Origin of the sequence: Ammoniphilus resinae (assembly GCF_017873965.1) — a bacterium.
Taxonomy (GTDB): Bacteria; Bacillota; Bacilli; order Aneurinibacillales; family RAOX-1; genus Ammoniphilus_A; species Ammoniphilus_A resinae.
Map to the genome: position 1 here is coordinate 127,238 of NZ_JAGGKT010000009.1, position 15,054 is coordinate 142,291.

21 protein-coding genes and 1 pseudogene are annotated in these 15,054 nt (G+C 40.6%); 17 read left to right on the top strand and 5 right to left on the bottom strand.

Features of this window, described 5'->3' with window-relative positions:
* The first annotated feature begins 56 nt into the window (after positions 1 to 56).
* The 6 genes and pseudogenes from pstC to J2Z37_RS15155 all read left to right on the top strand — a co-directional run bounded on the left by pstC (position 57) and on the right by J2Z37_RS15155 (position 5,049).
* Positions 57 to 953 carry a phosphate ABC transporter permease subunit PstC gene (gene pstC, locus J2Z37_RS15130; RefSeq protein WP_209811121.1) on the top strand — a complete coding sequence of 299 codons (897 nt, stop codon included), beginning with the start codon at positions 57 to 59 and terminating at the stop codon, positions 951 to 953.
* Position 954: 1 nt separating this feature from the next.
* Complete coding sequence (pstA, locus tag J2Z37_RS15135) at positions 955 to 1,839, top strand: phosphate ABC transporter permease PstA (RefSeq protein ID WP_209811122.1); 885 nt, start codon at positions 955 to 957, stop codon at positions 1,837 to 1,839.
* 13 nt (positions 1,840 to 1,852) lie between these two features.
* Positions 1,853 to 2,617 carry a phosphate ABC transporter ATP-binding protein PstB gene (gene pstB, locus J2Z37_RS15140; RefSeq protein ID WP_209811123.1) on the top strand — a complete coding sequence of 255 codons (765 nt, stop codon included), beginning with the start codon at positions 1,853 to 1,855 and terminating at the stop codon, positions 2,615 to 2,617.
* 58 nt (positions 2,618 to 2,675) lie between these two features.
* Positions 2,676 to 3,407 (top strand): annotated as a pseudogene (gene pstB, locus J2Z37_RS15145) (phosphate ABC transporter ATP-binding protein PstB); the annotation flags it as partial.
* A 21-nt stretch (positions 3,408 to 3,428) separates the two neighbouring features.
* Positions 3,429 to 4,088: a phosphate signaling complex protein PhoU gene (phoU, locus tag J2Z37_RS15150; RefSeq protein ID WP_209811125.1), complete on the top strand. Its 660-nt coding sequence runs from the start codon at positions 3,429 to 3,431 to the stop codon at positions 4,086 to 4,088.
* 139 nt (positions 4,089 to 4,227) lie between these two features.
* The gene (locus J2Z37_RS15155) at positions 4,228 to 5,049 is read left to right on the top strand and encodes a hypothetical protein (RefSeq protein ID WP_209811126.1); all 822 of its coding nucleotides are present in this window, start codon (positions 4,228 to 4,230) and stop codon (positions 5,047 to 5,049) included.
* A 124-nt stretch (positions 5,050 to 5,173) separates the two neighbouring features.
* Here J2Z37_RS15155 and J2Z37_RS15160 read toward each other — a convergent pair whose 3' ends face one another.
* Positions 5,174 to 6,280, bottom strand: coding sequence for a D-TA family PLP-dependent enzyme (locus J2Z37_RS15160; RefSeq protein WP_209811127.1), 1,107 nt, complete (start codon positions 6,278 to 6,280; stop codon positions 5,174 to 5,176).
* A 183-nt stretch (positions 6,281 to 6,463) separates the two neighbouring features.
* On the opposite strand from J2Z37_RS15160, the gene J2Z37_RS15165 reads away from it, so the two are divergent.
* From J2Z37_RS15165 to J2Z37_RS15200, 8 genes are all read left to right on the top strand, one after another.
* Positions 6,464 to 7,120: a helix-turn-helix transcriptional regulator gene (locus J2Z37_RS15165; RefSeq protein WP_209811128.1), complete on the top strand. Its 657-nt coding sequence runs from the start codon at positions 6,464 to 6,466 to the stop codon at positions 7,118 to 7,120.
* Positions 7,121 to 7,144: 24 nt separating this feature from the next.
* A complete protein-coding gene (locus J2Z37_RS15170; RefSeq protein ID WP_209811129.1) occupies positions 7,145 to 7,519 on the top strand; it encodes a RidA family protein in 375 nt (124 codons plus the stop codon).
* 36 nt (positions 7,520 to 7,555) lie between these two features.
* On the top strand, positions 7,556 to 8,659 hold the full coding sequence (locus J2Z37_RS15175; RefSeq protein ID WP_209811196.1) for a threonine synthase: 1,104 nt from the start codon (positions 7,556 to 7,558) through the stop codon (positions 8,657 to 8,659).
* 43 nt (positions 8,660 to 8,702) lie between these two features.
* A complete protein-coding gene (locus J2Z37_RS15180) occupies positions 8,703 to 8,999 on the top strand; it encodes a hypothetical protein (RefSeq protein ID WP_209811197.1) in 297 nt (98 codons plus the stop codon).
* A 178-nt stretch (positions 9,000 to 9,177) separates the two neighbouring features.
* Positions 9,178 to 9,468, top strand: coding sequence for a hypothetical protein (locus J2Z37_RS15185; RefSeq protein WP_209811130.1), 291 nt, complete (start codon positions 9,178 to 9,180; stop codon positions 9,466 to 9,468).
* Between the two features lie 150 nt (positions 9,469 to 9,618).
* On the top strand, positions 9,619 to 10,095 hold the full coding sequence (locus tag J2Z37_RS15190) for a DUF2975 domain-containing protein (protein WP_209811131.1): 477 nt from the start codon (positions 9,619 to 9,621) through the stop codon (positions 10,093 to 10,095).
* A 9-nt stretch (positions 10,096 to 10,104) separates the two neighbouring features.
* Positions 10,105 to 10,320, top strand: a complete 216-nt coding sequence (locus J2Z37_RS15195) for a helix-turn-helix domain-containing protein (RefSeq protein ID WP_209811132.1) — start codon at positions 10,105 to 10,107, stop codon at positions 10,318 to 10,320.
* Positions 10,321 to 10,322: 2 nt separating this feature from the next.
* Positions 10,323 to 10,856, top strand: coding sequence for a hypothetical protein (locus J2Z37_RS15200; RefSeq protein ID WP_209811133.1), 534 nt, complete (start codon positions 10,323 to 10,325; stop codon positions 10,854 to 10,856).
* On the opposite strand, the gene J2Z37_RS15205 is transcribed toward J2Z37_RS15200, so the two are convergent.
* The gene (locus J2Z37_RS15205) at positions 10,853 to 10,996 is read right to left on the bottom strand and encodes a hypothetical protein (protein WP_209811134.1); all 144 of its coding nucleotides are present in this window, start codon (positions 10,994 to 10,996) and stop codon (positions 10,853 to 10,855) included. The genes J2Z37_RS15200 and J2Z37_RS15205 overlap by 4 nt on opposite strands.
* Complete coding sequence (locus J2Z37_RS25865; protein WP_280922221.1) at positions 10,965 to 11,099, bottom strand: hypothetical protein; 135 nt, start codon at positions 11,097 to 11,099, stop codon at positions 10,965 to 10,967. Before J2Z37_RS25865 ends, J2Z37_RS15205 begins: the two co-directional genes overlap by 32 nt.
* Positions 11,100 to 11,301: 202 nt before the next feature.
* Here J2Z37_RS25865 and J2Z37_RS15210 point away from each other — a divergent pair, with 202 nt between their 5' ends.
* Complete coding sequence (locus tag J2Z37_RS15210; RefSeq protein ID WP_209811135.1) at positions 11,302 to 12,516, top strand: MFS transporter; 1,215 nt, start codon at positions 11,302 to 11,304, stop codon at positions 12,514 to 12,516.
* Positions 12,517 to 12,544: 28 nt separating this feature from the next.
* Here J2Z37_RS15210 and J2Z37_RS15215 read toward each other — a convergent pair whose 3' ends face one another.
* Positions 12,545 to 13,036 carry a hemerythrin domain-containing protein gene (locus J2Z37_RS15215; RefSeq protein WP_209811136.1) on the bottom strand — a complete coding sequence of 164 codons (492 nt, stop codon included), beginning with the start codon at positions 13,034 to 13,036 and terminating at the stop codon, positions 12,545 to 12,547.
* 99 nt (positions 13,037 to 13,135) lie between these two features.
* On the opposite strand from J2Z37_RS15215, the gene J2Z37_RS15220 reads away from it, so the two are divergent.
* Positions 13,136 to 13,744 (top strand): SAM-dependent methyltransferase, encoded by a 609-nt coding sequence (locus J2Z37_RS15220; protein ID WP_209811137.1) that lies wholly within the window; start codon positions 13,136 to 13,138, stop codon positions 13,742 to 13,744.
* Between the two features lie 26 nt (positions 13,745 to 13,770).
* Here the strand turns inward: J2Z37_RS15220 and J2Z37_RS15225 are convergent, their stop codons facing one another.
* On the bottom strand, positions 13,771 to 14,397 hold the full coding sequence (locus tag J2Z37_RS15225; RefSeq protein ID WP_209811138.1) for an FMN-dependent NADH-azoreductase: 627 nt from the start codon (positions 14,395 to 14,397) through the stop codon (positions 13,771 to 13,773).
* A 200-nt stretch (positions 14,398 to 14,597) separates the two neighbouring features.
* Between J2Z37_RS15225 and J2Z37_RS15230 the strand changes: the two genes are divergently transcribed.
* Positions 14,598 to 15,032 carry a MarR family winged helix-turn-helix transcriptional regulator gene (locus tag J2Z37_RS15230; RefSeq protein ID WP_209811139.1) on the top strand — a complete coding sequence of 145 codons (435 nt, stop codon included), beginning with the start codon at positions 14,598 to 14,600 and terminating at the stop codon, positions 15,030 to 15,032.
* Positions 15,033 to 15,054 lie beyond the last annotated feature (22 nt).

Below are 15,054 nucleotides of genomic sequence, written 5' to 3' on the forward strand. Positions count from 1 at the left end.
TGTCCATCTCCTTCCCCCATTCACTTCACCTAGGATTCAGAAGGGAGAGATCATAATTGAGTTCGCCAACAAAACAACATGACAGCTGGTGGAAGGAAGGCGTAGGGAAGGTCTTAACAACCGTGAGTGCAAGCATCCTCATTTTAACTACTCTCGCCATCATCTATTTCATCGCTTCGAAAGGATTAGCTACCTTCTTTTCTAATGGGGTGAGTTTGGTTGAATTCTTGATTGGTACGGAGTGGAATCCAGAAGGTGCCCCTGGGCAATTTGGCGCTCTTCCTTTTATTCTTGGATCCTTCATTGTAACCGTTGGCTCTGCGTTACTTGCTGCTCCTTTAGGAATCGGAACGGCCATCTTTATGACGGAAATCTCTCCACGGATCGGACAAAAAGTCATGCAACCGGTCATTGAATTACTGGTCGGAATTCCATCTGTTGTCTACGGATTTATTGGACTGAGCGTACTTATTCCGTTTCTGCGCAACTCATTCGGAGGTGTAGGATTTAGTATATTGGCAGGGATCCTCGTGCTCACGGTTATGATTCTTCCCACCATTACAAGTCTCTCTGTTGATGCGGTCAAGCGAGTTCCTCGCGATTTAAAAGAAGCCTCCTTGGCCTTAGGGGCAACAAGGTGGCAAACGATTTGGAACATTATCGTTTTGCGGTCGTCCTTGCCTGGTTTATTGATGGCCATTATTTTAGGTATGGCTAGAGCTTTCGGTGAAGCACTTGCTGTTCAAATGGTGATCGGGAATACAACAGCCATTCCAAAATCCCTGTTATCCCCAAGCAACACGTTAACAAGCGGGATTACGCTTAATATGGGTAATACAATTCCTGGCTCAGCCTATAATAATGCGCTATGGTCGATGGGGCTTTTGCTGTTGATTATGACTCTTATCTTCATACTGCTTATTCGTTGGATCTCCAAAAGGGGGCAAGCCTAATATGAATACCAAAGCAAAAGATCGTATTGCAACAGGCGTTTTTTATGCCATGGCCATGATTATTGTAGCTGTACTGTTCGGACTCTTATTCTATATTCTTTTTCATGGCCTTCAGCGGATTGATCTCCAATTTATTACAAGCTCCCCGGAATTTATGAAAGCAGGAGGAGGAGTTGGGCCCCAGCTTTTTAATTCATTATATCTGCTTGTCCTCACTATGTTAATTACCCTTCCACTGGGACTAGGTGGAGGCATTTATCTGGCTGAATATGCTCCTAAAAACAAGGTGACGGACGTAATCCGGTTAAGTATCGAGGTGCTTTCCTCCCTTCCATCTATTGTTGTGGGGCTTTTTGGTTTAATGCTGTTTGTTAACACCATGGGCTGGGGGTACTCCATTCTGTCTGGTGCTTTTGCGCTTACAGTATTTAACCTTCCCTTGATGGTAAGGGTTGTTGAAGAATCGTTAAGCAGTGTTCCGCGGGAACAGAAGGAGGCCAGCTTTGCTTTGGGGATCACTCATTGGGCGACGATCCGCAAGGTTTTGCTACCTGTTGCACTGCCAGGGATTTTAACGGGTGCAATTTTGGCTGCTGGCCGTATTTTTGGTGAAGCGGCTGCCCTGCTTTTTACTGCAGGAATGTCATCACCTAATCTAAACTTTGCCAATTGGAATCTACTAGATCCGGCATCACCCTTGAACCCTTTTAGACCAGCGGAAACGCTTGCCGTCCACATTTGGAAAATCAATAGTGAAGGCTTGATTCCCGATGTGCGAGAGGTAGCAGATGGAGCCTCAGCCCTTCTGGTTATTACCGTTCTAGTCTTTAATATTGCAGCTCGCTGGTTTGGAAAATGGTTATACCGAAGATTGACAGCATCTTAAAAGGAGGAGGCAGATGGTCAGCAACGAATATGCACTTAAGACAAATGATCTTAATGTTTTTTATGGCGAGAAACATGCCGTAAAACAATTATCTATTGACTTTCCAAGCCATTCAGTGACTGCACTGATCGGCCCCTCAGGCTGTGGAAAATCAACCTATCTTCGCTCTCTCAATCGAATGAACGATTTAATTGAAGGGGCAAAAGTTACAGGCGAAATATGGTTTGATGGGGAAAATGTCAATCATTCAGCGGCGCATGTTCGGCTGCTTCGGAAAAGAATTGGCATGGTATTTCAGAAGCCTAATCCTTTCTATAAATCCATTTATGAAAATATTGCTTATGGACCGAGATTTCATGGAGTCACGAACAGGAAAGAACTTAATGAAATAGTCGAGAGTTCTTTAAGAAAAGCTGCATTATGGGATGAAGTGAAGGACCGGCTTCATCATTCAGCGCTTGCGTTATCAGGAGGTCAGCAGCAGCGACTTTGTATCGCTCGAACACTTTCCCTAAACCCTGAGATCCTTCTTTTGGATGAACCTGCTTCGGCCTTAGATCCCATATCTACATCAAAGATTGAGGAATTAATTCAACAATTAAAAGCCAATTATACGATTATCATTGTCACACACAATATGCAGCAAGCTGCTAGAATATCGGATCAGACGGCCTTCTTCCTGATGGGTGAGCTCATTGAACTCAATGATACGAACCAAATCTTTACGAAACCAACTAGGAAAGAAACAGAGGATTATATTACTGGCCGATTTGGATAGAAGGGGGGATGAACGAATGCCGGAGGAACAAGTGGATAAACAAGTAGTCCATGCTAGCCATTTAAATTTATTTTATGGGAATAATCAGGCACTCTTTAACATAAATCTTTCATTTGAGAAGAACCATGTGACAGCTTTAATCGGGCCTTCAGGCTGTGGGAAGTCTACTTTTCTCCGCTGTCTTAACCGGATGAATGATCTGATAGAAGGAGTAAAAATTGAAGGTAATATTAAGATCCATAATGAAGACATTTATCATCCTCAAACAGATATCGTGCAGCTGAGAAAAAACGTAGGCATGGTTTTTCAACGCCCCAATCCTTTCCCAATGACGATCTATGATAACATTGCCTACGGCCCGCGGATTCATGGGCTAAAGGATCACAAAAAGCTGGATGAGATCGTGGAAAGCAGTCTCCAGAAAGCTGCTTTGTGGAATGAGGTAAAAGATCGACTTCACACGCCTGCCAAAGGACTCTCGGGCGGACAACAACAGCGACTGGTTATTGGCCGGGTTCTTGCAGTGGAACCAGAAATCATTTTAATGGATGAGCCCACTTCCGCCTTAGATCCTATTTCCACGGCCAGTGTGGAAGAGCTTCTTCAAGAACTAAAGAAATCTTACACGGTCATCATAGTGACTCATAATATGCAACAAGCCGCTCGTTCTTCTGATTTTACCGCATTCTTTCTCAATGGAGAGGTTGTGGAATATGGGAAAACAAGCAGATTGTTTACAACTCCTAAAGAGAAACGAACAGAAGACTATATTACCGGGCGATTCGGTTAAGTGAAGATGGGAGGTAAGAAAATGACAGGTCGCCACACCTTTCATGAAAAATTAGATAATCTGCACAGTGATTTGTTAAAGATGGGCTCATTGGTAGAACAAGCCATCCATTTATCTGTAAAATCTTTAGTAGAACATGACTCGGTACTTGCTGAGCAGGTCATTGAGAATGATGATGAAATTGATGCCTTAAATTTAAAAATTGAAAAGGACTGCTTTGGCCTGATTGCCTTGCAGCAACCAATGGCTAGCGATCTACGAAGAATTGGAACCGTCTTGAAAATTGTAACGGATCTCGAGCGAATGGCGGATAACGCTGTAACCATTTCAAAAGCAACCCTTCGTCTGAAAGGGCAAGCGTATGTGAAACAACTGATTGATATTCCGCGAATGGCCACTTTAACAGAGGCGATGGTACGGGATGCGCTAGATTGTTACATTCATTCGGATACTGAAAAGGCCTATCAAATTGCCAAGAATGACGATGCCGTTGATAAGCTCTATAAGGAAATCCACAATGAATTAGTGGAAATCATGCAAAAAGATTCGTCAACCGTTTTTCAAGCCACCCAGTTTCTGTTTGTAGCGCATAGCTTAGAGAGAATTGGCGACCATGCAACGAATTTAGCTGAGTGGGTCATTTACTTTGTAACGGGTAAATTAGAAGAGCTAAATGATTAGGAGAGTATAGAGCAGTTTATCCAAAGGGGTGAATTGCTCTTTTAATTTCTTATTTCATTTTCACTGTATTTTCACTAAGCTCGCCTAGAATAAAATTATCGAAAGCAACAACAAATCAAAAATAATGGAGGTAATGAACATGCTTAACAAAAAGAAAATTTTGGCTACAACTTTAGGAGCTGCATTCGCGCTTGGTGCATTTGGATCTGCGTTTGCTGCAGAAACAACCACACTAACTCCAACACATATTGAAAAGCACTTCGATGGCGGAAAACATTTTGGAAAAAAAGGAGCAAACCTTGAAGAAGTAGCAAAGGAAAAAGGAATTAGCGTGGAAGAATTAAAGGCTCAGAGGGAACAAGAACGTGAGACTAAATTAGCGGAACGAGCTGCCGAACAAGGAATTTCCGTTGACGAGTTAAAAGCTCAAATGGAGCAAAAAAGAACTGCTAAATTGGAAGAGTTGGCAAAATCAAAAGGGATTACTATTGAACAATTAAAAGCTGAGATGGAGCAGAACCGTGGAAAGAATCTGGAACAGATTGCTGAGGATAAAGGAATTACGGTTGATGAACTAAAATCCCAGATGAAAGAAGAACGCCAAGCCCAGTTAGAAAAGCAAGCAGAAGAAAAAGGGATAACAGTTGACGAACTTATTTCGCAAATGAAGCAAGAAAGAGAAGCACATCAACAGGCTAAACTAGAAGCGTTGGCACAAGAACAAGGGATTACCGTCGATGAATTGAAAGCACAGATGGAGCAGAAACGTGAAGCAAAGCAACAAGAAAGATTAGAGAAGTTGGCTGCCAAGAAAGGGATATCTGTTGATGAATTAAAAACTCAGATGGAAGAACAACGCGAGGAAAAATTGACTAAACTGGCCGAAGAAAAAGGAATCACAGTTGATGAGCTAAAGGCTCAATTTGAACAGAATGGACATGGTTTTCGAGGATTAAAGTAAAAAGTTAATCATAATCCCACTCTAAACAGAGTGGGATTTTTGCTTCTGATCATAGGGGAGAGTGTTTCCCCACGTTAAAGGGTTTGGTTTACTAGCAAACACCTGTAACTTGGACCCAAAAAACTTACTGCAGTTTCCCTCGACATTCAACTGCTAGTTCATCAACGACCTCACCAGCTGATATCAAGTAAGCTTTTTCATATAAATTACAAACGGGACAAATATGGTTGGGGATAATCTGCACTTTATCTCCAATATTCACTTGATTGCGGAATTCTTCATTGTAAATGATCGCATGTTCATCGAAGACACCGTGAATATAGACATCCTCAAATCCCTTAATACGGCCGAGACCTTTGGTTGTTGTAAGGCCTTTGCTTCGCGTTTGGGCTGTGATGCCTTTTGCCCCTACATCTGTAATCACCCGTTCTTTCGTAGGTTTGCTGATGACTGTTGTAAGGACCGACGCCGCACAACGTTTATATGTGCCGATCACGTTTGCCTGTGAGGAATCCATGAATATATAGGTACCTGGCCTGATTTCAGTAATGCCCTTTGGAATTTCAAAATTTAGCATGAAGGGTGGGGTAGACCCTATACTGACTACTTTGGGCTTAAGTCCCATTTCTTCTGCTAGTGTTGCAAAGTGCAAGGTTTGGTGAACACTTTCCATATAAAGCTTTCTGCATTCATCCCAGTTTTCTGCCTTATAAGTGTGCCCGTCATGGGAAAAAACCCCTCTAAGCTCTACATTTTTACAAGCTTTAACTGCTTCCAATAATGTGTGGAAATCACTTTCTTCAATAATGCCGGAGCGTTGTTCACCCACCTCAATTTCAACCAGAACTTGAGCTTTCTTTTCTGCTCCTTCAAACACTTCTTCAATCTCATATACTTGATAGATATTATCGATACCGAACGAAATATCAATCGTCTTCGCTAAGTTTCTAATTCGCTCGATTTTGGATTTTCCTACAATCTCATTGGCAATAAAAATGTTTTTCAAACCGTTTTGGGCCATTACTTCCGCTTCTCCTACTTTTGCAACGGTAATTCCCGTGGCTCCTAGTTTTTCTTGCAATTTAGCAAGCCTGGGCATTTTATGGGTTTTTGTATGCGGACGTAAGAGGACTTGATATTTATTAGCATAATTTTGCATAGAACGAAGATTATCCATCATAATTTCTCGATCAATTAAAAGCGCTGGAGTGTCTAACTCAAAAAAATTCATCAGTTCAGCCCCTTTTTTATATCTTTAAAAATAAATCTGTATATATTCCATGTTGAAAACATATAAAAAAATATATAAAATAGAAAAATAAAGCTGTTATTTAGTTAAATTATATAAAAATTTATATATAAGTCAATATGACTCGGAATTTTTCATAAAAAAATCTAAGAAGGTGTAAGCATCATGGACATCAGCAATAAAGAATTAAAAAAATATATTCCAATCGCTAACCTAATCGCTAAGACGTTTGGGCGGGACTGCGAAGTGGTTATTCATGACTTAACCGTTCCTCAAAACTCAGTTATTTACGCTATCAATAATCATGTAACGGGAAGAAAAGTCGGACAGGCTTTTGATCACCTGGTGAAGCAGGTGCTGTTATCGCCTAAATTCGAGGACGATTATATGGCAGGCTATAAAACGGTTACCGAGGGTGGCAGGGAAATAAAATCCTCTACTGCATTAATTCGAGATTCCAATGAAAAAGTAATCGGTGCACTTTGTGTGAATTACAATTTGGAAAGCATGATTCATTTTAAGGGATTTTTAGATGAATTTATATCTGTTGAGCAAGAGGAAACAGTAAAAGTAGAGGATGTCGAGTTAATGGAAAATGTAGCTGAAATTGCAGACGATTTAATTGATCGGATCATTGCCCTTTACGAAAATGAGGATCTAAAAAGAAAAGAGAAAGTTAAATTAATCAAGTTTATGGATGAAAAAGGTATATTTTTAATTAAGGGATCTGTAGATAAAGTGGCAGAAAAGCTCGGGATTTCCAAAGTTACTGTGTATAGCTATTTAGATGAAATCAAGAAAAATGTTTCGGATGAAATCTAAAATACGTCTTATGAGGAGAATTTTATGAAAAGTATTTTTGAAGTCGGGAATTTAAAGTCAAATGGACATTATGCTTTAGCAACCATCCATAATCATACAGTCTATGTTTCAGGGCAATTTGCTATTGATCCAATAACCTGTGAAAAGAAATTTGGCACCATTGAAGAAGAAACACTACAAGCATTAAAAAATGTGGAAATGATTTTAAAAGCAGCAGGAAGTAAAAAAGAGCAAATCTTACGGATGACATTATACATTCCGGATGCGAGCTTATGGGGCAAAGTAGACGCTGTCTATAAAGAATTCTTCGGGGAGCATAAACCGGCACGTACTGTCGTACCAACAAACGAATTGCATTTTGGGTTCAAAGTTGAAATGGAGGCTATTGCCTATATTTAGTTGCGAAAAAATTTGATTGAAGGGATCGATAGTAAAATGGAACAATATATTTGTAACCGTTGCGGGAAAAAATACGATATTACACCAACGATCTGGAGATGTGAATGTAGCGGCGTATTAGATCTAGTAAAAGATACACCGGAAATTGATGTTGCAGCTTGGAATAATTATCCGAACTCGGTATGGCGTTATTTTGAAACCATGCCGTTCGCAAAGGATTCTAGAACGTGGGAATCTGTGACAATGGGTGAAGGTGGGTCACCTTTAATTGTTCTCGATCCGCTAGAGCCCACTACGTACGTAAAAGTGGATTATATGATGCCGACATTATCTTTTAAAGATCGAGGAGCCGCTGTTTTAATGACAAAAGCAAAAGAATTAGGGGTATCCAAGGTTATTGCAGATAGCAGCGGGAATGCAGGAACTGCGATTGCCGCGTATGCAGCACGTTGTAACATTGCATGCGATATTTATCTAAGTGATGAAACTTCGCCGAAAAAGATCGCTCAAATAAAAGCACATGGTGCAACGATTAAAGAGATTCATGGTACGCGAGAGGACATTGCAGCTGCGGCGCAGAAGGCAGTAGATGAAGAGAAAGTTTTTTACGCAAGTCATGTGTATAATCCCTACTTCTATGAAGGAACAAAAACATATGCTTATGAAATATACGAGCAATTACAAGGAGCCCCAGATTCATTAATTATACCCGTTGGAAATGGTACACTTGTGTTGGGTGCATACTACGGTTTCAAAGAGTTGTTTGAAAACAAGTTAATAGAAAAAATGCCGAAAATCATTGCTATCCAAGCAGCAAACTGTGCACCTCTTGTGAAGGCATACGAAAAAGACGATGCGATTGCGGATCCAGTTACAAATCAAGGGACTTTAGCAGAAGGGATTGCCATTGCCGCACCAGCTCGTTCCAAACAAATTTTAGAAGCGGTACGTGAAACGAAGGGTACATTTATTGATATAAAAGAGGAGGAGATTCTCAATTCTCGAGAAATACTTGCTGATAAAGGGTTTTATGTTGAAGTGACCACAGCAGCTAATTACGCAGGTTACCTAAAATATAAAAAGGAACCAGGAGAAAAAATGATCATCCCTCTTTGTGGTGCGGGAATCAAATCAAAATAACTCAGATAATAAGCCAGTGGAATTTAAGGTAGGAGCAGAGATAATGGCGTTTGGAATCAGAAGAAAAGAACTCTTGGCATGGAAAGAAAAAGTTGCAAAAGGTGAAATTGCATTTTTAACACATTACTGGATTGATGATCGATTCCCAGGATGTAAGACCGTAACAAAAGTAGGCTGTTCTAACCTTCAAAAATTAATTCAATGGGGAGAAAAATATCAACTCAGACCAGAGTGGATTCATCGTCAGGAAGGATTTCCACATTTTGATTTATTAGGGGAAAGACAAGAACAAATTCTGAAAGAAGAAAAGATGTTTTGGCAGTTAGAGAAGTTTAAATGATTGATGGTGGATCGAAAAAGAAGGACCTCTTCATTAACCTGGTAGGAGAAGTCCTTCTGCCCACATTATGAATCATCTGTGAATAATTACCCTGCACATTGTTCTGTTTTGTAAATCATCCTATAATATAAGTAGGACGTGAGTTTTATGTATGTGAAATAAGGGAGGCCTGTTACTCATGCATCTCTTCATTGCTGCATTAACTTATTTATTAATCTTAGTTTCTGCTTATGGATTCACGATTTTTTCCAACATGGAAGAGGAGAAAAGTGAGGAAATTATAAGCAGGGCTTTTCAGAATGCCTATTCAATCCTCATCGTAGGACTGCTTGTCGTATATTGCCTCATCATCCTTCCACACATCACCCTAGATCATCAAACCGCATCTTATCTCATCCTTGCAAGCAAGTTTGTATCCATCTTAACCCTTGGAGGCAGTCTTTTTATATTAAAAAGATGTTTGGATTAACAAAATTCCCGTTATCAAGTTGAAGTTCTCGTCAACTAGGTGAACGGGTTTTTTTATTTCCACGACTAATTAACAACAAAAATTTATTGATATTCGATAAAAAAACAGGTAAGATAGGAGGTATCAAAATCAACAAGTGAGGTGCTCCCCATGAAGAAAGGGACAACAACCTTTTTAAAAATCGCCGTTTTCATTATTGGTTTACTGGTTATTGTCTTTTGTTCGTTTTGGCTTCCCGGGTTGGCGAGTGAAGCTGCAGCGATGAATCCAGAGTATGCCTACTTGAAACTACCAGTACTCATAGGCCTGTATCTTACTGCTATCCCATTTTTTCTAGCACTTAACAGAGCATGGAGGCTTCTGAACGATATTGAGAGTGGAAATGCCTTTTCGGAACGGTCAGTCATCTTTTTAAGACATATCAAAAATTGCGCGGGTTCCATCATATTCTTATACGTCGCAGGAATTCTATTGTTGGCTATAAACAACGCGTTACATCCTGGAATAGCGGTGGCCGGTGTTATCATTCTTTTTGCCACCCTTGTGATCGCTGTATTTGCTGCTGTTCTACAAAAATTATTAAAAAGTGCATTAGACATAAAAGAAGAAAATGATTTGACCGTTTGAGGTGATAACATGCCAATTATTATAAATATCGATGTGATGCTCGCGAAACGAAAGATGAGTGTGACTGAACTTTCGGAGAGAGTAGGAATCACCATGGCCAATCTTTCGATCTTGAAAAACGGCAAGGCAAAAGCAATTCGGTTTTCAACGTTGGAAGCGATCTGTAAGGCTTTGGACTGCCAACCAGGGGATATCCTGGAATATCAAGATGGATGGAGGGGATGATCGTGACTTTGACCTTGTTTTTATTCGTCGGGCTTCTAACAGTATTTTTCACTTTGCTGTTCAAAAGACCACTCATAGACACGCTAGGAGAAAACACATTAGTACATAAATTACATAATGCCAATTGGTTCCAAAATCACTGGCTATCGGGTGTTTTCTTATTCGTCATGAATGCCGCCCTGTTTTTCTTAACAGGATTGATCCTTTATGGGGTAACGTATCTTAGCATTCCTTTTATTCATTTGCTTATCATAATTTTAGCTGTGATCGGGAGTATCTTTCTTTGGATCACTATTAATCAAGCTTGGCAGGGGACGAACAGAAACCGTCTGAAAATGGGGTTCGTCGGAAGCAGTTTTTATGGTGCTTTGACCCTTCTGTTTGCTTACTGGTTGGTGACACTGGAACCTTCTTATCCAGATGAAGATTGTTTTATGGATGCGATTGGGCTAGTATTAGGTATTATTGTTACGACAGTTGCCTTTCTTTCTTGTTTGATGATAACGGGATTTGCTCATAAGAAGGCTACAGGCTAGGCATTGGCAAACTCTGTAAGATGAAAAAGGCGGATTTCGCGGATGAAGACCATTCTCACGGAAATCCAAGGGTCAGTTTGGTCATCATAAGCTCGATGAAGACCATTCTCACGGAATCCAAGGGTCAGTTTGGTCATCATAAGCTCGATGAAGACCGTTCTCACGGAGTCCGAGGGTCAGTTGGTCATCATAAGCTCGATGAAGACCATTCTCACGAATTCTCAGGGTCAGTTTGGTCATCACAAGCTCGATGAAGACCATTCTCACGGATTCTCAGGGTCAGTTTGGTCATCACAAGCTCGATGAAGACCATTCTAGCGGAATCCGAGGGTTAGTTTGGTCATCATAGCCCCGATGAAGACCATTCTCGCGAAATCCGAGGGTCACATTGGTCTTCATAAGACCCAATGAAGAATCCCTCTGTGCATCTATGAGGAGATTGAAGATGAAAGATTGGAAAAAGAACATGATTCTCTTTTTGGGCAGTCAGACCATCTCGCTTTTTGGTTCTTCGCTCGTCCAATATGCGATTTTATGGTATATCACGTTACAAACGCAGTCCGGCGCGATGATGACGATTTACATCATCTTCGGCTTTTTGCCTGCCTTCTTTTTATCCCCATTTGCTGGAGTTTGGGCGGATCGATTCAATCGGAAGACGCTGATTATCCTATCCGATTCTGCGATTGCGCTTTCCACGCTACTGTTAGCCATCCTCTTTTTGATGGGGTACGATAATATTTGGCTGCTTTTTGTAATGTCCGCGGTGCGTGCAATGGGGACGGGGGTACAAACCCCAGCAGTGGGGGCGGTTCTCCCTCAGTTGGTGCCCGAAGATAAATTAACAAAAGTGAATGCATTCAATGGAAGTATGCAGGCGCTCGTTTCGCTGGTTTCCCCCATGGTGAGCGGGGCATTGATGACCATGGCTACTATCGAAAGCATCTTTTTCATCGACGTGATTACTGCCGCGATTGCCGTGTTCACATTGCTTGCCTTTTTGCCAATCCCCGTTCATGCAAAAGCCATGCAAAAACAAACAACCAGCTATTTCAACGATATGCGCCAAGGTTTTACCTATATTAAAAATCACCCCTATGTAAAACGGTTTTTCCTGTTTTGCGCCTTTTTCTTCTTTCTCATTTCACCAGCTGCAATTCTTACTCCCCTCCAAGTCGCACGCAGCTTTGGTGATGAGGTTTGGCGGCTGACAGCAATTGAAGTGTTTTTTTCCGCGGGAATGATGGTCGGTGGAGTCATCATGGCTTCCTGGGGTGGGCTGGAAAATAAAATTCATACCATGACCCTGGCTTTTCTTGCAATTGGAGGTTGTATTTTTGCCCTAGGGATTATCCCTGTGTTTTGGATCTACCTCATTTTCATGGGCTTGACAGGCCTAGCGATGCCTTTTTTTAATACTCCTTCAATGGTTCTGCTACAGGAAAAAGTGGAAGAAGACTACTTAGGAAGGGTGTTTAGCGTTTACGGAATGATTGCAAGTTCTATGATGCCTATCGGGATGCTGTTGTTTGGACCTCTGTCGGATATGGTAAAAATTGAATGGCTGCTGATCATAACTGGATTATTGATGTTCATTCAAGGATTTTTCCTTGCAGGAAGTAAAGAGTTGGTGGAGGCAGGAATAAAAAAAGGTGCTTAATAACTCCTAAGCACCTTCAATACACATTTTAACCGCGGGATTTTAATTTCGCCAATAACTCTTCTTTATCAACAGATGATAAAGTTCTCTCAGCGAGCGGGAATAAATTAGCCTCTTCAAAATCGAAATGCTCGGTAAGAACCTTTACTGCTTCAACTAGAGATTCAGAAATAGAGGAAAGACGGGATTGATCCCCAGAACTATACCTGCTGAATTCATCCTGGTATTGTTTAAGCAGGCGTCTTGCTCCCTGATGCTGCGCTGCATTCCCTGCAACCGGAGGGGCGTCCATCCCGAGATATTTGCCAAGCAGTGGAGAAAGGATTTCGTCTTCTGCTTTAGAATGGATTTCTACCTGCTGGGTGAAAGTACTTACAGCAGAATGGAGCTGTTTAAGCTGTTCGGGCTCCTTTTCTAATTGCAGTGCCATCTCACGGATTTCACCCATTTGTTTCCGTAGAGGTGCATGCTCATCAACAATAATTTGGATTCCATCACTATACATTAATGCTTGCGACATTGAATTCGCCTCCCCTTATTTTCACCTTATTCTAAACGCCATCTTTTCATTGGTAAGTGATATCGATTACAACGTATAATGTAGATAGGTGAATGCATAATGAAAGAACATTACTATGATAAATTGCTCAACATAAAAACGAGAGGGGAACAAATAGGATTTCCAACGTCCCTTCATTATTACCGTTATGAACCAACGCCATATAGTGCACTCGAGAAGCTTTTTGAAAAGTATGATGTTAAACCTGGAGATCGGGTCGTTGACTTTGGATGTGGAAAAGGGCGGCTTAACTTTTATATCCATTACTTTTTTAAGGCATCTGTAGTGGGTGTCGAAATGAATGAGGAATTTTGCCGGGCAGCAGAAGAGAATTACAAAGGCTATATTAAAAAGCACAGAACAAACAAAGGGGAAATCCAGTTTTATTGCTCTCTTGCGGAGGAATATCCTATTCATCCAGCGGACAATCGTTTTTATTTTTTTAATCCCTTTTCAATCCAAATCTTCATGACGATTATTAACAATATTTTGCTTTCCTATGAAAAGGCATCAAGAGAATTGGAGCTTATTTTATATTATCCATCAGAGGACTATATCTACTTTTTGGAAAGTAACACCCCATTTTCGCTAAAAAATGAAGTCGATTTAAAAGAATTGTATGGGGATAAACCGAATGAGCGTTTTTTGATTTATCGGCTGGGTTATTAAATAAAAAAACCGGGAATCCCCGGTTTTTAGAAATTTACTGCCGCTTTTGCTGCTTGTTCAATGCCGTCTTGAATAATCTCTTCCGCCCGATCAGGGAACTGATTATGCCCTTCGACGATCACTTTTGTAACATCTGTTACACCCCAGAAATTTAAGGCCGCTGATACATAGTTCACTGCCATTTCCAAGGATTGTGCAGGACCTTCGCTGTAGACGCCACCACGTGCATTTAACAGGGCAATCTTTTTATCTGGCAGCAGACCAATAGGGCCTTCTGCAGTGTAGCGGAAAGTTTTCCCTGCCTGGCTTAAATAATCAATATAGGTGTGAAGAACAGCCGGAACGGTGAAATTCCAGAGCGGAAAACCGAATACGATTTTGTCTGCAGCTAGGAACTGATCAAGGTATTTATTTACAAGATCTGCAGCTTTCTTTTCGCTCTCTGTTAATTCTAATCCGCGTGCTTGTTTAAATGTTCCATTAATCATTTCAACGTCATAGTAGGGTAAATTTTCCTTGAATAGGTCGAGTTCAATAATTTCATCTTCGGAATGAGATTCTTTGTAGGTAGATAGAAAAGCTTCATATAGCTTTACACTAACAGCCTGTTCAACAGGGCGATTATTTGCTTTGATAAAAAGTACTTTTGCCATTATGGTTCCCCTCCAATAAGTTGTCATAGCAACTTTTCTGTTTAATTTTCAATCCTTTTTCACTATTAATACGTTGCTATAGCAACAATCCATTTAGGAAATATATTATACTGAAATGTATAGATTGTCAACTCAAATTGCCAAGACAGCATCCTTTCCATTATTCTGTAAGAGGAAGCCCAATGTGAGGTGAATCGAACGTGAGATTAAACTTTTATGATTATATAAGCATTTTTATCCATCAGACAGACTTAACCCTAACCAACTACATTAAAAGCAAACTTGCCCCTTTCAATCTAGCCCCAGAACAAAATTTAATTATGATGCTGCTTTGGGAAAAGGATGGGCTTACGCAAAATGAGATTGCCGAAAAGCTGAAAAAGGATAAAACAAACATTGCCCGGATGGTGTTCAATTTGGAGCAAAAAGGATTTATCCGTAGGCAATGCAGGGAGAACGACCGGCGTAGTTTGAAAGTGTACTTGACAGAGGAAGGAGAAAACCTGGGTCACTCCATTACAAAGATAACGGAGGAATTCAACAGTTTAGTTTGCAAAGGAATTACGGAGGAGGAGCTTAAGGACGTGAGAAGAATCCTAGGTAAAATGTGTAAGAATGTTCATGAAGATAGCTAACTCTTTTTTTCCCCGTTCTTTT

Coding starts and splice junctions, on each gene's coding strand:
- pstA (WP_209811122.1), top strand. CDS start 955: ATGAATACCAAAGCAAAAGATCGTATTGCAACAGGCGTTTTTTATGCC.
- J2Z37_RS15215 (WP_209811136.1), bottom strand. CDS start 13,036: ATGTCGCAAGCATTAATGTATAGTGATGGAATCCAAATTATTGTTGAT.
- J2Z37_RS15190 (WP_209811131.1), top strand. CDS start 9,619: ATGAAGAAAGGGACAACAACCTTTTTAAAAATCGCCGTTTTCATTATT.
- J2Z37_RS15180 (WP_209811197.1), top strand. CDS start 8,703: ATGGCGTTTGGAATCAGAAGAAAAGAACTCTTGGCATGGAAAGAAAAA.
- pstB (WP_209811123.1), top strand. CDS start 1,853: ATGGTCAGCAACGAATATGCACTTAAGACAAATGATCTTAATGTTTTT.
- J2Z37_RS15225 (WP_209811138.1), bottom strand. CDS start 14,397: ATGGCAAAAGTACTTTTTATCAAAGCAAATAATCGCCCTGTTGAACAG.
- J2Z37_RS15165 (WP_209811128.1), top strand. CDS start 6,464: ATGGACATCAGCAATAAAGAATTAAAAAAATATATTCCAATCGCTAAC.
- phoU (WP_209811125.1), top strand. CDS start 3,429: ATGACAGGTCGCCACACCTTTCATGAAAAATTAGATAATCTGCACAGT.
- J2Z37_RS15170 (WP_209811129.1), top strand. CDS start 7,145: ATGAAAAGTATTTTTGAAGTCGGGAATTTAAAGTCAAATGGACATTAT.
- J2Z37_RS15185 (WP_209811130.1), top strand. CDS start 9,178: ATGCATCTCTTCATTGCTGCATTAACTTATTTATTAATCTTAGTTTCT.
- J2Z37_RS15220 (WP_209811137.1), top strand. CDS start 13,136: ATGAAAGAACATTACTATGATAAATTGCTCAACATAAAAACGAGAGGG.
- J2Z37_RS15205 (WP_209811134.1), bottom strand. CDS start 10,996: ATGATGACCAAACTGACCCTTGGATTCCGTGAGAATGGTCTTCATCGA.
- J2Z37_RS15155 (WP_209811126.1), top strand. CDS start 4,228: ATGCTTAACAAAAAGAAAATTTTGGCTACAACTTTAGGAGCTGCATTC.
- J2Z37_RS15160 (WP_209811127.1), bottom strand. CDS start 6,280: ATGAATTTTTTTGAGTTAGACACTCCAGCGCTTTTAATTGATCGAGAA.
- J2Z37_RS15175 (WP_209811196.1), top strand. CDS start 7,556: ATGGAACAATATATTTGTAACCGTTGCGGGAAAAAATACGATATTACA.
- J2Z37_RS15210 (WP_209811135.1), top strand. CDS start 11,302: ATGAAAGATTGGAAAAAGAACATGATTCTCTTTTTGGGCAGTCAGACC.
- J2Z37_RS15195 (WP_209811132.1), top strand. CDS start 10,105: ATGCCAATTATTATAAATATCGATGTGATGCTCGCGAAACGAAAGATG.